Here is a 14,928-nt window from a genome sequence, read left to right as displayed (position 1 = left end):
ATTTAGTCCTTATCGAAAAATGAGGAATTGCGGCGGCGCTGCTTGGCTTGGCTGCGCGCTTCGAGCTTGGCCATGATGGCGTTGACGAGGGTCTGCTCGCTCATGCCCGGCGCGGCGTGAACGTTGATTGTGATGTTGTCGCCCGCCATGCTGACGGCGTGGGGCGCAGCATTGAATCGGGTCGGGCTGGGCAGGGCGGTTTGGCGGCCGTCTGAAAATCCCAGTCCCAAGCGGTTGCCGATGTTGGCGAGTACGCCTGCGCCGCCGCGTCGGATGGCCTCGACTGCCTGCCAGCCGCCAAATTTGGCGACGTCGCGCTGATTGAATACGACTTCGCCTTTGTGTACAACGCCTGCGGCTTCATGGACGCCGCCTGCGCCTGTGTAGCCGCCGACGGAAAAACCGCGATTGGGAATGCCAATGCTGGGCGGCGTTGCCGGGGCTTTTGCGGAGGTGGCCTTTTTGAGCCATTCCCACGCGCCGACGGCAGCGGAGCGCAGGATTCTGAAGCTGTTGATGACTGCGCCGATGGGACCCATTGCGGCCGCCATGGCGATGGCGATTGGGTTATTGCCGGAAAATGTTTTTTTAATCCATTCCCAGCCGCTAATCAGGGCGGCTTTGACTTTATTCCAGTTTGCGAGCAGGGCAATGAGCCAGCCGATAGGGCCGGTAAAGGCGGCGAGCAGGGGGTTTTGTTGGAATACTTTTTTAATCCATTCCCAGCCTGCAATCAGGGCGGATTTGACTGTTTCCCAGTTGCGCCATAGCAAAACAATGGCAGTAACGGCGAGGATGGCCCAGCCGAAGGGGTTGGTCACAAGGAAAACCGCCGCTTTTGCGCCAAAGCCTAGCAGCGCCATGCCCAGACGGCCAAGCCAGCCGATAATCGTGGAAATCGCGCCGCCGCCACCTGCGAAGACGCCGAAGAGGCTGAAGAATGAAAATTTAGCCAGGGCGATGGGGACGAGGACGGCGGAAATGGCCGCGCCGATGCCTGTGATGACGGTCAGGAAGATGCCGACGGCGGCGACGATTTTCATGATGGTATTAGCGGTCTCTGGATTTTGGGCGGCCCAGTTGCTCAATTTTTCGTTAACGTCGCCGATCCATTTGGTTATTTCTTTCAATTCAGGCGCGATGGATTCGCCCATTTTGGCAAGAAAGTTGGTAAACGTGCCACCTGCCGCGTCCCATAAGTTGGTCAGCGTGCCTAATTGGTCGTTGACGCGCTGTTCGAGGCTGGCTTGCGATTCCAGTTTTTTGGCAAATTCTTCGTATCCTGCCTTGCCTTTATCGATCATGGTGTTTAAGGCTTGCTGCGTCTCGGCATCATCGCCGAAGATGCCTTGCAGAATCTTGAGGCGTTGCTCGGTGTTGACGGCTTTGAGCTTGGCCAGCTCGTCGTACATTTTGTCTAAGCCGCCAAATTCGCCCTTGCCGTCGGTAAAGTCGAGGGAAATGCCTGTCCCTTTTGTGGCTTTGGCAATTTTCTTGGTATCCATCATGCGCGTGAACACTTTGCGCATGGCGTTGCCTGCTGATTCGCCTACTAAGCCTGATTGGTCAAGCATGCCGACGAGCGGCGCCATCGTCTTCATGGCTGCCTCGCCCTTGATGTTGAGGATGTCGAGGGCTGGGGCCATTTTTTCAAACGCGCCTTGAATATTACTATCTTCAACGCCTACGTAATGCAGCCGCTGAACTTGGTCGATAACGCCTTTTATCTCGTCTTCGGTCGCACGCATAGCGTCTTGCAGTTTGGCTGTCATCTCGGCGGCGGCTTCTGGGCTTTTTTTGAGTTGGACGGCCAAGAGGGCGGCGGCCTCGCCTGTGCCGCCTAAGATTTTTTTTGATTCTATGCCTTGGCGGCGCAACATGAGCATCATGATTTTAAAGTCGGCGGTCGTACCCGGCAGGCGGTCGCCCAAGCGAGTGGCAAGGTTTTCAATGTCTTTGAAGTCGGCGGATACTTTGCCGGTATTGTCCATCATGGCCGCGCGCAGGTCGGTGGAGGCGGCCTCTGTTTCGGCGTAGGCTTTGACCGGCGAAGAGAGGACGTTGCGCGTGGTGTCGGCAATGCCGCGCGCGGTGTACATCAGGCCGACGGCGCGCATGCCTGCTTCGGTCATTTGGGATTTGGCGGCGGCGGCTTTGTTTTGGGCGTTTTGTAATTTTTCGTATGCCAGCCGTTGCTTTTCTACCGCTTTAGATGCCGCTTCGTGTTTTTTATTTAATTGGTCTTGGGCGTTTGAGAATGTTTTGGCCGTGATACCGGCGGCAGATAATGCCTGGTCGAGTTTTCTGACTTTCTCCCAGTTTTTCTCTTGCGCCTGTGTCAGCTTTTTGTTTGCTTTGGTCAAGTCGCGTAATTCTTTTTCTTGCTCTTTGCTCGCTGTTCCTGTTTTGGCAATTTCGTTATTCAGGCGGCGGATTTCGGCGGCGTTTTTTCTTAATGCTTCGCCGTTTTTGCTTAATTCTTTATTTAATTTGTTTTTTCTTAATAGATTTTCTTGGGCTTTATCTAGGTCATGCAATTCTGCCTCTGCCTTTTTTAGGCTTTGCGCTAAAACGTTGCTGCCCTCTCGTAGCTTTTTGAAAGCCGCGCTGGCTTTGTCGGTGGCCGACATGATGATTTTTAATTCGAGGCTTTTAGACATGATGTTTCCTGTTTTTGATTACAAAAGGCCGTCTGAAATATTCAGGCGGCCTTTGTTTACTCTTCGGGCGTGTTGATTTGGACGGCTTTGTCGGTCCACTCAATCAGCTCGGCGATATTGCATTGCTCAAACTTGTCGAGGCTGCCGAAGGTCGCCGCGCATTGGGCGAGGCAGTCGTTGATTAGGTTGTAATACTTTTTCTCGTCTTCTGCCGCCGCCTGATAGATGTCGGCTTCGCCGCTTAGGATTCGGCCGACGTGGTCTGCTCGGAATTTGAGCTTTGGGAGTAGCCCAAGTCCTGCAAGGCTGCCTCCATCTCGGCTTTGGCTGACGGCGGCGCTGAAAAAAAATCAATGGCAACATTTAAGACTTGAGCGTCCGACATGCTCAATTTGCCATAGGCGACACGCGTCAGCGGCGGCGTTGAGATTTTGCCCAGCAGTTTTTGAACGGTGTCTGTGTGTTTGACTTTAATCAAGTCCTGCCCCAAGCCCTCCATGTCTTTGGCCAGCGGCTCGCGCAGGGTGTAGCGGTCGCCGGTGGAAAGCTCGATGGTCAGGGTGTTGTCGTCGTTGATTTTGATGGTTTGCATTGTTTGCTCCTATTTGGATTTTAAGATGGCGGCGCGATACCAAACGCCTTTTAACTCTGGGCTGTAATTGGTGGCCAGGTCAAAGCCTGACGCGGTCACGTTTTGGACGTACTGCAAGCGTGCCGAATTGCTTCGGATGTCTAAGCATACCTCGAAAATATCAGGGCGGCGGCTGAATGGTTTGGGGAAAGATACTGTGGCCGGCGTGTTGTTTTCGGGGATAAAGCCGAAATTTTCACGGGCGATGTAGCCCTCCTGAATTTCACTATATGGCGATTCTGCTTTAGGGGCAGGGCGGTTTTCCAAAGCAGTGAGGCGGCGTTTGAGTTCGCTGTCGTCGTAGACGGTGTCTTGGTCTTGGCGGTTTTCCAGCGCGGTCAGCCGTTGCTTGAGGTCGCTGTCGTCGTAGACGGTGTCTTGGTCTTGGCGGTTTTCCAGCGCGGTCAGCCGTTGCTTGATGTCGCTGTCGTCGTAGACGGTGTCTCGGTCTTGGCGGTTTTCCAGCGCGGTCAGCCGTTGCTTGATGTCGCTGTCGTCGTAGACGGTGTCTCGGTCTTGGCGGTTTTCCAGCGCGGCGAGCCGTTGCTTGATTTCGCTGTCATCGTATGCCGTCGGGCTTCGATTTCCAGCCGCGCGGATGATGGTGGCTTCGGAAACGGTAACGCTGACGGCCTCTTCGTGGATTTCGCCGCCGTCGCCTGCGGTCACGGGCGTGATGCTCGGCGTGATGTGCAGTTGGCCGCGCAAATAGGTTTTGACGTACTGGCCGCTGATGGCGCGGAGGTCGTATTCGGCGGTTGTGTGCGTGATGGCGGCGGTCAGGGCGGATGGAAACAGCAGGCTGACGATGTTGCCGTCAACGGTCAGCTCGGGCGCAATGGTTGCACCGTCGGGGAATTTGACGGCCAGCGCAAAAGACAGGCCGTCGATTTGCAACGGCTCGCCTGCTTCGTTGGTCAGGGCGACTTTGAATAAATAGGTGTCGCCCTGGTAAATGGCCAGATTCTTGGTTTTCATCACAAGCCCAACGCGGCGCGCAGGCCGGCGCGTTCGTCTTGGCCGCCGAAAGCGGCTTTATTGCCCATGACGTCAATTTCGACGATGGGGCTGCCGTCCACGCTTTCTTTCCAATAAACAAGCTCGACTGTGAATTTATGCTCGCCGCCTTCGCCTTGTTTGTCGCTGCCGGGGTCGGCTTCGGTAATGCGGCCGCGCGCTTCGCCTTTGAGGGTTTGGTAGCCTGTGCCGTCTTCTTCTTGCAGCGCGCCTTGGTAGCGCAGCAGCTTGCCGTCAATGCTGCTTGACATAGATTTGAGCATATCGGCGTCGTAGCCTTTGGATGTGATTTCCATTGTCAGCTTTTCAAAGCCGTGGACGACGGTCATTTCAATCATGCCGCCGCCCGGCGTGTAGGTTTCGGTTTGGCGGCTGATTTTTGGGCGCGTGATGTCGACGGTTACGCCGTATTGGTTCTCGCCATCGACGAATAAGTTAAAGCCTTTAAGGACTTTTGGCATTTTCATGGGGTGGGTTTCCTTTCAGACGGCCTAGACGGTAGTCGGTTTCAGGGTGTTGGCGAATGTGATGACCTTGTCAACCAAGTTAACAAAGAAGGTGTCGGTAACGTGTTGGTTGAAAACCAAGTTTTCCAGTGGCGGCACCCATGTGAACTCGTAGCTGATTGTGAATTGACCGGCTTGGACGGTTTCGGAGGTGTTGAGGGTTTTGTCGATAAACACGCGCGCGCCCAAGATGTAGCCTTTGTTGACGTACTGCGCCAATTTGGCGTTGATGGCCATAATGATGTCTTCCATCAGGCTCTTATGCATCGGCTTGTCCAAAGCCCACATGAAGGCGGAAGCGATGGTCTCTTGGATGATTTGGGCGGTACGCGTGGCGACTTCGAAAGCCATCATGCTGTCGTTGGTGCAGGTGCGGTTGCCCCAAACGCGGAAACCGTCCTCGCGGATCAGGGTGGTGACGTCTTTGTTGTTGAGGGTGTTGGCGTCGCAGTTTTTGTCCAAAAGATCAAAGCTGCGCGCGAATTTCAGGCCGCTGACGCCGTTGATTTCAGTGTTGGAGATTGATTTGTGCCAGCCAACATTTTTGTCGAGTTTGGCGCGCGCGCCCAATACTCGGGCGATGGTGGCGGCGGTCTCGGTTTTCTTGGAGGCAGGGTCGAATGCCATAAACTCGTTGTCAATCAACATCAGCTCACGCTGGCCGAAGTTTTTGCGGTAGTTGCCCACTTCCGTGATGTCGGGATTGCCGCCTGCGCTGCCGTAGGCAAAGGCGCGCGTCGCTTGGGCAACGCCTACCAATTCGGTCAAGACGTCTTGGCTGTCCAGCTCTGGGCAGCCCAAGATTTTCGGGGTATAGCCTGTCACGGCTTTGGCGCGGCGCAGGGCTTTGAGGCCGGTGTAGTTGCCGCCTTCGGCTGTGCCGATGACGTTGGCTTTGAGTTCTTCGGTGTTTTTGCTGTCGGCAACGCGCACGATGACGACTTGTGCGTCGGCTTGGTCAACGATGGCGTCGAGGGATTTGGCGAGCGTGCCTTTTGTGCCTGCTTTGGCGAGCAGGTCGTAGGCGGAGGTGGCGAAAATCGGGGTGTTCAGCGGAAATACTTTTGCGTCGGCATCTTCGGCGGTACAAACCATGCCGATGATGGCTGTCGAGATGTCGCTGATGCTGCGCACGCCTTCGGTGTATTCGTTGGCTGTGATGCCATGATGGCGGTTTGCTTCTGCCATTGGGGCTTCCTTTTTGTGGGTTGGACGATTGATACACTATTAAAAATTAATCCCACGCGTGTGGCGAGCGCGTGGGATTTTTTGGGTATTTTTTAAAATTGGTCTTGCTTCATGACAACGGCAAGGTCTGACGGCGAATATTTGGACGGCTCGCCAAAGCCGATGACGGCGGCGCACCATTCGGAGCAAAACCATTTATCCGGAGCTTGGCGAATTTTCAGGCGTCGGAAAACCGACTTGACGGCCAAAACGCCTGAAAGGTCGTATTTCTTGCCTTTTGTTTCGCGCCATAGTTTCATGGCGCGGCCGTAGGTCAGATTAGGCTTGGGCAGCTCAATCAAATCCCACTTGTCAGACGGCAGCTCCATGCGCTTGCAACGGACGCCGCCGTCCCGATGGGACGATGTGTAGCAGTCAAACTGACCGTCAGGTAGTCGGACGGCGATTTCGCAGTGGGAATATTCGCCGCGCGTCGCTTTGCGGATTGCCCAATCAGTCAAGCGGTAGATGATGTCTTTGGGAGATTGGATTTTTTTTCGGCCTTTGTACAATGCCAAATAAATTTTACTCATTCAGACGGCCTCCGGCAGCTTAAACTCGATTTTGATTTTGTCTAAGGCTGATTTGGTTTTGGCGGATTCGATTTTGCTCTGCAGCGCCTGCCGCTGGCCTGTGATGGATGCGGTCAGTTGCTCATAGGCGAGAGTCTTTTTCAAAGCCGCCTGTTTGAGTGCGTCAGCCGGTACGCCTCGGCTGGCCGCGATTTGGTCGAGTATTGGCGTAGGGGCAGATTTATCAGCCGCCCATGCTTTTGCCTCGGCCGCTTGGATGACCCATGTCTGCACTTCAAAGCCTGGGATTTTATCGATACCGGCGGCGCGGTCGATAAACGCTTGAGCCGCCGCATTTAAGCTGATGATTTTTTCGGCTCGTAGCTCTTCCAAGATGGCGGCTTCGCGCTCATTTGGCAAAACCCATTCCCCATCCTTGACGATATGGGCTTCAGACGGTGGCGGCGTGGTTGCTTCCTGCACGGTTTTGCCGTCTGAAAACAAGTATTCGCCCAAATCGTCCGCAGCTTCTAAATAAAAGTAGCCTTGGGGCAAAATAGGCGGCTCGACACTCATTTTCTCGGCGAAATGCCCATGATGATTAAAAATATAAAACATAATTACCTCTTTTGATTATTTGCTGTTTGGGGTGTGCCATTCGGTGTAGCCGTAGGTGTATGGAGTGTCTTTATGCGGCTGAATGCTGATATATGTTCCGCTCCACCAAGGGACTACTGCACCGCCGAAGCCGCAGGCAATTGCCCTAAGTGGTCTATAGTCCTGATTTCGGAAACGCTTCGGTATTTCTTCTGTTGTGATGATTGTTTCGATGTTGGCTTTAAATGAATAGACGGTGTCAAGCCTTAATTCAATGTCGCCGCCGCGTTGGCGGTACGCGATGGCGGCGCCGCCTTGCCCTTTACTGCCAGCTTTAACGCCATCGATTACTGGAAGCGGAATCCATCCGGTATCGTATGGCTCGACAACATCGGCAATGATTTCAATGGCGGAAGGGATGGCGCGCCCTGTTTGAAACCCATCGTCTGAAGATGGGCAGGCGTATGCGTCGCCGTACCAAACCTGCGAAGATCCGCCAGCGTCGAGGGCGACGGCAATCAGGCAGCCTTCATCTGCCATGATTTGCGCGGATTCTTGCAGCGTTGCACCGTATGAGCCGCTGATTCCCTCGAGGTTTAAAAGCACGATGCTGCGGTCGGCACGTTGGCCGATGGCGGCGCGCGCGCTCAAATATGTGTCAGGGTTTTGAATGACGCTGCCGTTTTCAACCAAGACAGGGCCGCGAGCGAAACTTGCTGACCATTCCGCGCCTTCGTCAACCCATTGGGCGGCCGACTTGCCGTCTTTGCTTTTGGCGGCTTTTAATTTGCCGTTGCGCATCCAAACGGCGGCGGCGTTGGTGTCGTAATCTGATGATGCCCAGTCTCGATGTACTTTGCCGTCAACGATTTGCAGTCCTTGCAGCGCCGCTTTGCCATCTACCGGCGGCGTCGTCCATCCGTCGCAGCTCAAAAGGATGCGCGCGCGGCTATTGCCGACGTAGTCATGCAGTTTTTCTAATTTGATTTTTTTTTGTGCGTCAGGCTCGCCTAAAAGGATTTTTCTGATGCTGCCGGGCTTGGGATTGATGACTTCGGTAATGTTCCATTTTTTGCCATTTTTTTGATGATAGCGGCAGCGGACGATGGTTTTTTCGCGCGTGTCGATGTAGTCGCCGTCAAAGTGGGCAAATGATTCATCGATGGGCAGCCAATCCGGCGCATCGGGAATATATCGCGCGCCGGTTTGTTTTTTATATAAATGACCTTGGGCGATGATTACCGCGCCGTCTTTGAGCTTTGTCAGATTTTCGAGGGCGGCAATAAACTCGCGGCGGCTGTCAAACGATAAAACAATCTGCGCCGCTCCGCCGAAGCCGTTGTCTTTAAATTTTTTATTAATCAGTTTTTCGACATATTCACGAGTCGCCAAAACGACGGCAGGGTCAACCTTGAGGCCGACGGCGTCGGTGTTGTCTATTTGGATGACCATGCGGATGATTTGCTGACTTGCCGAGCCGCTGGATAGGCGCGGCTTGTAGCTGTCGGCGATGCTGCCGATGGCGATCAGGTTGTTGTTGTTGTCAAAGAGGCCGACTTCGCGGATGGTAAAGTCGCCTTCTTCTTCGGGGATGAGCAGCTCGGCGATGACCTGCTTTTGGTTGTTTTCGTCAACCTCCAACATATTGAGGCTTGCGCGGTACACTTCGCGCGTCAGGGCGGTGGCTGTGGCAGACGGCGTGATGGGTTTGCCGCCGCCGTCGCCGACTGCCATTTGGCTCAAGTTGACGACTGTGCCTAATGCGGTCGCTTTCGCGATGCGCGCGGCGCCGATGTTGGTGACGAGGGTGTAATACTGTTGGCTCATGGGTTGGCTTTCGGGTTAATTGTGATGACGTCGATGTGTTGTAATGCGGCGGCGGCGCGGCCTGCCGGTTTTAAATTAATTTTTGGCTTGATGTATGGGTAAATTGTCGTGCGTTGTCCGCTGATGGTAATGCCGCTGGCTTTGAGTTTTCCGTAGGTCATAACGCCGACGGTCAAGCCGCTTAAATGACGGCTGACCGGCTTAACCTTTTGGACGATGCGCAGCATTTCCTGATAGTCGGCCTGGCTGATGGCTTCTTCGGCCATCAGGGTCAGAGCAAAGCTGGCAGGCGAGCCGATGGGCTTGGTCTGAAACCATTCTGTAATCTTGGCGGTCACGCCGAAGGGCTTTAGGGCTTCTTCGATGGCGCCGTTCGTGCCTTTAAATTTATGGGTGCGGTAGGCTGATTTGATGACGTCGCGTTTGCGCTGCTCGTCCCATGCGTCATTCCAATAGTCAACCGACAGCGCCCATGCGAGATACGGCAACAGGTGGGCTGGGATTCTGTCGGGATTCCAGAGGTCGGAGACGACGGCGTAGGGGACGGGGTAGATTTCGGCTTCGCCGAATTTCTTCTCAAAAGCCGTCCGCGTTGATGGCTGGGCGGTTTGGTATTTATTCATTTTGGCCGCCGTAGCTGATATTGATTTGCGTACACAAGGCCGCCTGATATTGTGTGACCGGCATGGCGGCGGCTGGCTGGCTGATGACGACGCTCTGCACGCCCTCGACGCGGAGGGCGGCGTAAATCATGGAAAGGTCAACGTCGCGGCCCAGCTTGAAATTTTCGTCCACGGCTTCACGCATACGCGTGCGCGCGTTTTCCAAAATCGGCTCATAGTCGGGCGTGGGATAGACGATGATTTGGGCGTTGATTTGATACTCGATGATTTGGGCGGCTTTGACGGTCACGCGGTCGGCGGTCGGGCGGCGGTATTTGGCATTGACGGCCTCTGTCACGGCTTTGATGACGGCTTCAGACGGCACGCCGCCTGCTTGATTCGAGAGGACGACAATATCGACAACCGCGCCGCTCGGGCTGATGACGGCGATGTCGGCGACTTGGCCGTGCGCGGATTTGGCGTGTTGGTAATAGGATTCTTCGCTGCCTGCCGTGGTCAGGGTTTCAAACGCGCCTTGCACGCGGCGGCGCAGGGATTCGTCGGATTCCCAAACCTGCTGGATGGGCGGCTCGACGGTGTAGTCGGCCTCGGTAATAACGAGGCGCTGAATATCGACATTGGCGGCGAGCTGGTCCAAGTCGCTGCCTGTTGCGTATGCCAGCATTAAGCCTTTGGCGCGCTCGTTGAAATCTTGGCGCATGAGCATTTCTGAATAGGCGCACTCTTCCAGTAATTTGACAACCGGCTCGGATTCCAGCTCCAACACTTTGCGCCAATAGTCGCGCTCGGCAGGCGTTTGATATTCTGCGATAAAACGCTCCTTGCGCGCGGCAAGTATTTTCTCGAAGTCAATCTCTTCGATGACGTCGGGGGCTGGAATTTTCGATAAGTCGGCAATTTGCGGCATTTTTTTTATTTCCTGATGCTGTATGTCTCAAGTGTGCCGGTCGAGATGTTGACGGCTTCGATGTTGATGATGACTTTTGCGTCGTTGGCGGCGGCTGCCGATACGGTGGCCGCCTGAATTTCAATGCGCGGCTCCCACTTTGCCAGGGCGGCGATGGCGGCCGCCTGGCATTGCAAGAGCAGGGCGGGGGTAATCGGTTGGTCTAATAATTCTGGCAGTAGGCTGCCATATTCTTCGCGCATCAGGCGCGTGCCGATGCGCGTGAACAGAATGTTTTTTATTGACTGGCGGATGTGGTCGTAGAGGCCGATCTGACGGCCTGTTTCGCTGTTGGTCATTCGGGTTTGCCTGTCTTGCCGCCGCTGTCGCCGGTGTGAATATGCTCATCGAGGACGATGCCGTTGGATTCGATTTTGCCGGTATTGGTCAGCGTGCCTTCGTGGTTGATTGCGCCTTTGATGGTTGTGCCGCCGCCTGCGCCTTCGCCGCCGCTGCCGCTCATGCCTGCCGTGTAGGTCAGCAGGCCGTTGCTTGTCGTCATTTTTTGGATGACAACGTTGCCAGTGATGAGGGTGTCGGGCGCGTCGATGGTCAGCTTGGCGACGGCTTTTAAGGTCATTTGGCCTGCGCTGTGGTTGTAATTGATGATGGCGCCGTCTGGGAATTTGACGACGGTCTCGTCAGCCGATTGGGCAGGGCTGGGGAATGAGGCCGATGCCATGCCGCACAAAACCATGCCGTTGGCGGTCTCGCCGCTTGGCGACAAGATGATGCAGTTTTCGCCGACGCTTGGGGGGCGGTGTACGGAAACGCCGCCTGCGAATGGGACGAAATAGGGCAGCCAGTCGCTCGTCAGCTCGCCATGCTGCACGCGTACCAATGCGCGCGCAGGGTCTGATTCGGAAATCACGCCCTGCTTGATGATGTTGGCGATTTTTCTGTTGAGTTCGGCGGTCATTGGTTTGGGTTTGTGTTCGCGTGCGTGTAATGGGCATAGTTTGGCAACGGCAACGCGGTTTTTCTATTCTTGGCGGTTTTGATGGTTTTTTTTAAAAGAGAGGCCGTCTGACAACGGGTTCAGACGGCCTTTTTATTCGTGGGCGGCCATGTGGCTGATGACGAGGTTTTCGATGATTTCGAGGTCGTCATCACTAAAACCTAAGAGATGACGCTCGGGTCGGCCGTCGTCGCCGTATTGGTGGGCGGCGGCGATGTAGGCGGTCAGGCCGCTGACGAATTTGATGGCGACGCCCATGCTGTCGATTTGTGAGCGCAGGTATTTGGCGCGGTGGATTTTTGTGAACATGCGCGTTTTCAGCCGCTCTTTGGTGGGCTTGCCGTCTAAGACGCGGATGTAGTCGCGGTTGAATTTTGACACGCCGCGCGTTTCCAATTCGTAGCCCCACTCATACTGCGGATCGTAGGCGGCCGTATTGGCGCGCGATTTCTTGGCGGCGCTGGCGGCGGTCTTGATGTTTTTAAATTGGCGGATGCGTCCGGCGTGTTTGCCGGATAGATAGACAAAGCGCTGCCCGACTTTGAGACGCTCGCCGTCTTTGAGCTTGCGCCCTTCTTCGCCGTGTCCGGCGCGCGGCGTCATGGCGTTGCCTTCAGGCTCAATGTTGGCGCGGATGCGCTGGCGGTTGGCTTTTAAAACGACTTTGCCAATGTCGCTTTTAAGGCGGCGAAGCTCTGCCGGGGAGAGTTTGGCAATGTATTCGTCGATGTTTTTAATATAAAGATTTAAGGCGTCGGCGGTCATTTTCTGTCTGTTCCGATGCCCAGCGCGGTCATCAGGTCGGAATGGTTGGCGTTGCGCGGATGGCCGATGACGATGTTGCCCTGGTCGTCGGTCAAGACAGTGGTGCGCTCGGTCAGATTTAACTCAATCAGAATGTCGCAGGTGTCGTTCCCCAAAAGCTCAACCTCGAAACTGTAATCTGTCGGCGTGGTCGCGCCCGGGCCGATGATTTGGGGGTTTTCTTCTTGCAGCCAAGCGATAACGACGGCGTTTAAGACGTCGATGTTGCCGGTAAAGTCGGTAATCATGACGCTCAAACGGTATTTTATCTCATGGCTCAATGTGCCTTTTGAGGCGACGATTTGCCCGTTGGTCACAAACATCGTCAGCTTGTCGGGATTTTGGCGCAGCTCGGGCAGGTGCTTTTGGATTTCAGCGCGCAGTAAAGCTGGTTTTTCCATATTTTTCCTGTTCGCGTTGGCAGTCGATACAGAGGCGGCAGCCGGGGACGGCTTGGCGGCGTGCTTCGGGGATGGGTTCGCCGCATTCTTCGCACTCAAATGCGGATGGGTAGTCTTGCTCGGCGCGGTCGGCTTGGCGTGCGAGGGCGTGGGCGCGTTGCATTTCTTCCAGCTCGCAGGCGCGGTCGATGTAGTCGGTCATTTCTCGGCCTCCGCGTCTGGGTTGAGGCAGGCGGCCAGCGTGTCGCGGTAGAGGCGGCATTGATTAAAGGCGGTTTTGTAGGCGGCAATGGTGTAAACCAAGTCGGCATTGGTTTTTATTTCGGTCAGCGGATTGACGGTACATTTCGGCACGGGTGGGCAGGTGTCGGCGGCTTGTATGGTCAGCGGCTCTTTGGCGGAGCAGGCGGTCAGGGCGGCGGAGAGTAAGATGGGGAGGATCGTTTTCATGGCTGTGCTTTCTAAGATAGGGCGTGTTTGACACGCCCTTTTTTTATTTGATGGATTTGGCTAAATCTTCGGGGACTGCCTGACTTGCCCAATCGTGATTTTTTTGGATGGCCGTCTGAATCTGCTCATTGTGTCCGGCGGCTTCGGCGGTCAGTCGGTCGAGCTGCTCTTGCAGGGTGCGGCTGCGCTGGTGGTAGAGCTTCAGGGCGGTATCTTTTTGCTTGATGGTCTCGGCCTGCGTTTTGATTTCTTGCTCTTTGGCTTTGATGGTGCGGTTGGCTTTAAGCAGGCCGTTCATGAGCAGGCAGCAGGCGAGAAAGAGGGCGAGACAGAATGAAATGACGGTTTTCATGGCGAGTCCTTTAGGCAAGCTCGAAATGTGGGCCATCGATAAACGCGCGTTTACCGGCGGCGCGGCGTTCGGCGACGTAGTCGGCGACGAGTTCGGTTGTCGGCTTGGTGGTGTCGTTGAGGGTTGCCCAGCAGCCGCCCCAACGGACGCGGATGTTTAATTCTTTGGCGGCGTCGCGCATGGCTTCGGCGATGGGGTAGAAGTTTTCCCATGCCCATGAAATCTCTTTGCTGCCGTTGCCGTCGAAGTCGCCCCACGGGATGAGGTCGGAGGCGTGGCCGTAGCCGTCTGGTTGTTTCAAGTGTTTGCTGTTGAGGGTACGGCTTGCACCGGCGGCGACAAGTCGCTTTTGTCGCTCAAGTGTGCGCAGCCCTTCGTTTACGCTGAAGTCTTGGCTGGTCAGCTCGATGGCGCGTTTGATGACTTTGACGAGGTCGGGATGGACGCCGTTTAATTTTGTCAGGCTGGTTTTGCCCAGGGTGTAGGTTGGTTTGTCGGTCATTTGTGAGGCTTTCTTATGGGTTGGTCTGATGTTTGGTCGCGGTCGGCAAGAGGCTGTTGACGTTGCCGCCGTGCCAAATTAATGCTCCGGTATGCAGGGCCAATCCGAAAATCAGCCCCCACACGGCGGCGGAGTAGAGTTTGAATATCACGGCAATCATCAGCCCGATCATCCAGGCAAATTTGAGCCAGGCGATGAAACAAATGAGGGGCTTATGGGTGCGGCCGCGCGTATCGAAAAACAGGATGCGCCATGCTCCGGCAGCCGTCAGGGAGATGATGGCGGCGGCTTGCAGTGGGGTCATTCGCTCTCTCCTTTCTTTTGGTTGGGTTGGGTTGGCTTGGCTGTGCCGACAAAGTCGATCAGGCGGTTGACGATGACGACGACGAGGGCGGAAAACAGGGCGGCGCCGAGAAATTCGTTAAATTTCAGCGGCTGGGCATCGGGGCGGATGATGCTCAAAACCCAGTTGAAAATCCCTGCGGCGGTCTCACCGCCAAAGATGCCGCTGAAAAAGGAAACGGCGAAGAGCCAAGCCTTGGTCAGTGGGCTGTGTTGGTTTTGGCTTAAGATAAACAGGCTTGCGCCGACGGCCGCGCCGAAGGCAACAGATGCGGCCATGTGATAACTGCCGATGACGATGACGGCCGCGTTGATGGCGGTGGTGGTTTTGGTTTCGTTCACGTTTTCTAATCCCATAGATTGATTGTTTTGATTGTTTGGTTTTGTTCTGTTCTCGGCATGACGATGGTCAGCCCTGCTGGCAGTTGCACGGCTTGGCGGCTTAGTTTTGGATTGGCTGCGAGGATTTGCTCAACCATGACGCTGGATTTGCCGTAATACTCGTAGGCCAGGCGGCTGATGGTGTCGCCGTCGCGCGTGATGATGGTGTTGTTTTGGGTGTGCATTTCAGAC

22 protein-coding genes are annotated in these 14,928 nt (G+C 55.2%); 1 reads left to right on the top strand and 21 read right to left on the bottom strand.

Features of this window, described 5'->3' with window-relative positions; all coding sequences use genetic code 11:
- Positions 1-2 precede the first annotated feature (2 nt).
- Positions 3-2,660, bottom strand: coding sequence for a phage tail tape measure protein (locus tag ACTHUG_RS03535; protein ID WP_440386346.1), 2,658 nt, complete (start codon positions 2,658-2,660; stop codon positions 3-5).
- Between the two features lie 14 nt (positions 2,661-2,674).
- On the opposite strand from ACTHUG_RS03535, the gene ACTHUG_RS03530 reads away from it, so the two are divergent.
- Positions 2,675-2,845 (top strand): hypothetical protein, encoded by a 171-nt coding sequence (locus tag ACTHUG_RS03530; RefSeq protein ID WP_440386347.1) that lies wholly within the window; start codon positions 2,675-2,677, stop codon positions 2,843-2,845.
- 56 nt (positions 2,846-2,901) lie between these two features.
- On the opposite strand, the gene ACTHUG_RS03525 is transcribed toward ACTHUG_RS03530, so the two are convergent.
- The 20 genes from ACTHUG_RS03525 to ACTHUG_RS03430 form a co-directional block, all read right to left on the bottom strand.
- Complete coding sequence (locus ACTHUG_RS03525; RefSeq protein WP_440386349.1) at positions 2,902-3,252, bottom strand: hypothetical protein; 351 nt, start codon at positions 3,250-3,252, stop codon at positions 2,902-2,904.
- 9 nt (positions 3,253-3,261) lie between these two features.
- Complete coding sequence (locus ACTHUG_RS03520) at positions 3,262-4,269, bottom strand: hypothetical protein (RefSeq protein ID WP_440386350.1); 1,008 nt, start codon at positions 4,267-4,269, stop codon at positions 3,262-3,264.
- Complete coding sequence (locus ACTHUG_RS03515; RefSeq protein ID WP_440386351.1) at positions 4,269-4,775, bottom strand: phage major tail tube protein; 507 nt, start codon at positions 4,773-4,775, stop codon at positions 4,269-4,271. Before ACTHUG_RS03515 ends, ACTHUG_RS03520 begins: the two co-directional genes overlap by 1 nt.
- Before the next feature lie 24 nt (positions 4,776-4,799).
- Entirely contained in the window at positions 4,800-6,002 is a 1,203-nt protein-coding gene (locus tag ACTHUG_RS03510) for a phage tail sheath subtilisin-like domain-containing protein (protein ID WP_440386352.1), read from the bottom strand.
- 92 nt (positions 6,003-6,094) lie between these two features.
- Positions 6,095-6,574: a hypothetical protein gene (locus ACTHUG_RS03505; RefSeq protein WP_440386353.1), complete on the bottom strand. Its 480-nt coding sequence runs from the start codon at positions 6,572-6,574 to the stop codon at positions 6,095-6,097.
- Entirely contained in the window at positions 6,575-7,171 is a 597-nt protein-coding gene (locus ACTHUG_RS03500; protein WP_440386354.1) for a phage tail protein, read from the bottom strand. It abuts the gene before it with no gap.
- A 15-nt stretch (positions 7,172-7,186) separates the two neighbouring features.
- Positions 7,187-8,977, bottom strand: coding sequence for a phage tail-collar fiber domain-containing protein (locus ACTHUG_RS03495; RefSeq protein ID WP_440386355.1), 1,791 nt, complete (start codon positions 8,975-8,977; stop codon positions 7,187-7,189).
- Positions 8,974-9,600, bottom strand: a complete 627-nt coding sequence (locus ACTHUG_RS03490; protein ID WP_440386356.1) for a phage tail protein I — start codon at positions 9,598-9,600, stop codon at positions 8,974-8,976. Before ACTHUG_RS03490 ends, ACTHUG_RS03495 begins: the two co-directional genes overlap by 4 nt.
- The gene (locus ACTHUG_RS03485; RefSeq protein WP_440386357.1) at positions 9,593-10,507 is read right to left on the bottom strand and encodes a baseplate assembly protein; all 915 of its coding nucleotides are present in this window, start codon (positions 10,505-10,507) and stop codon (positions 9,593-9,595) included. Before ACTHUG_RS03485 ends, ACTHUG_RS03490 begins: the two co-directional genes overlap by 8 nt.
- Positions 10,508-10,512: 5 nt before the next feature.
- Positions 10,513-10,845 carry a GPW/gp25 family protein gene (locus ACTHUG_RS03480; RefSeq protein ID WP_070765451.1) on the bottom strand — a complete coding sequence of 111 codons (333 nt, stop codon included), beginning with the start codon at positions 10,843-10,845 and terminating at the stop codon, positions 10,513-10,515.
- Entirely contained in the window at positions 10,842-11,465 is a 624-nt protein-coding gene (locus tag ACTHUG_RS03475) for a phage baseplate assembly protein V (protein WP_440386358.1), read from the bottom strand. Before ACTHUG_RS03475 ends, ACTHUG_RS03480 begins: the two co-directional genes overlap by 4 nt.
- A 132-nt stretch (positions 11,466-11,597) precedes the next feature.
- The gene (locus ACTHUG_RS03470; RefSeq protein ID WP_440386359.1) at positions 11,598-12,269 is read right to left on the bottom strand and encodes a phage virion morphogenesis protein; all 672 of its coding nucleotides are present in this window, start codon (positions 12,267-12,269) and stop codon (positions 11,598-11,600) included.
- On the bottom strand, positions 12,266-12,709 hold the full coding sequence (locus tag ACTHUG_RS03465) for a phage tail protein (protein ID WP_440386360.1): 444 nt from the start codon (positions 12,707-12,709) through the stop codon (positions 12,266-12,268). Before ACTHUG_RS03465 ends, ACTHUG_RS03470 begins: the two co-directional genes overlap by 4 nt.
- Positions 12,681-12,911, bottom strand: coding sequence for a TraR/DksA C4-type zinc finger protein (locus ACTHUG_RS03460; RefSeq protein WP_440386361.1), 231 nt, complete (start codon positions 12,909-12,911; stop codon positions 12,681-12,683). Before ACTHUG_RS03460 ends, ACTHUG_RS03465 begins: the two co-directional genes overlap by 29 nt.
- The gene (gene lysC / locus ACTHUG_RS03455) at positions 12,908-13,159 is read right to left on the bottom strand and encodes an Rz1-like lysis system protein LysC (protein ID WP_440386362.1); all 252 of its coding nucleotides are present in this window, start codon (positions 13,157-13,159) and stop codon (positions 12,908-12,910) included. Before lysC ends, ACTHUG_RS03460 begins: the two co-directional genes overlap by 4 nt.
- A gap of 43 nt (positions 13,160-13,202) precedes the next feature.
- A complete protein-coding gene (locus ACTHUG_RS03450) occupies positions 13,203-13,511 on the bottom strand; it encodes a hypothetical protein (protein ID WP_440386363.1) in 309 nt (102 codons plus the stop codon).
- A 10-nt stretch (positions 13,512-13,521) separates the two neighbouring features.
- Positions 13,522-14,013, bottom strand: a complete 492-nt coding sequence (locus ACTHUG_RS03445) for a M15 family metallopeptidase (protein WP_440386364.1) — start codon at positions 14,011-14,013, stop codon at positions 13,522-13,524.
- Between the two features lie 13 nt (positions 14,014-14,026).
- A complete protein-coding gene (locus ACTHUG_RS03440) occupies positions 14,027-14,317 on the bottom strand; it encodes a phage holin family protein (RefSeq protein ID WP_440386365.1) in 291 nt (96 codons plus the stop codon).
- Complete coding sequence (locus ACTHUG_RS03435; protein WP_440386366.1) at positions 14,314-14,712, bottom strand: putative holin; 399 nt, start codon at positions 14,710-14,712, stop codon at positions 14,314-14,316. Before ACTHUG_RS03435 ends, ACTHUG_RS03440 begins: the two co-directional genes overlap by 4 nt.
- Complete coding sequence (locus ACTHUG_RS03430; protein WP_440386367.1) at positions 14,703-14,921, bottom strand: tail protein X; 219 nt, start codon at positions 14,919-14,921, stop codon at positions 14,703-14,705. Before ACTHUG_RS03430 ends, ACTHUG_RS03435 begins: the two co-directional genes overlap by 10 nt.
- Positions 14,922-14,928 lie beyond the last annotated feature (7 nt).

It is taken from the genome of Neisseria sp. P0022.S009 (assembly GCF_051956675.1).
Classification (GTDB): domain Bacteria; phylum Pseudomonadota; class Gammaproteobacteria; order Burkholderiales; family Neisseriaceae; genus Neisseria.
This window is presented reverse-complemented; position numbering and strand designations above follow the sequence as displayed.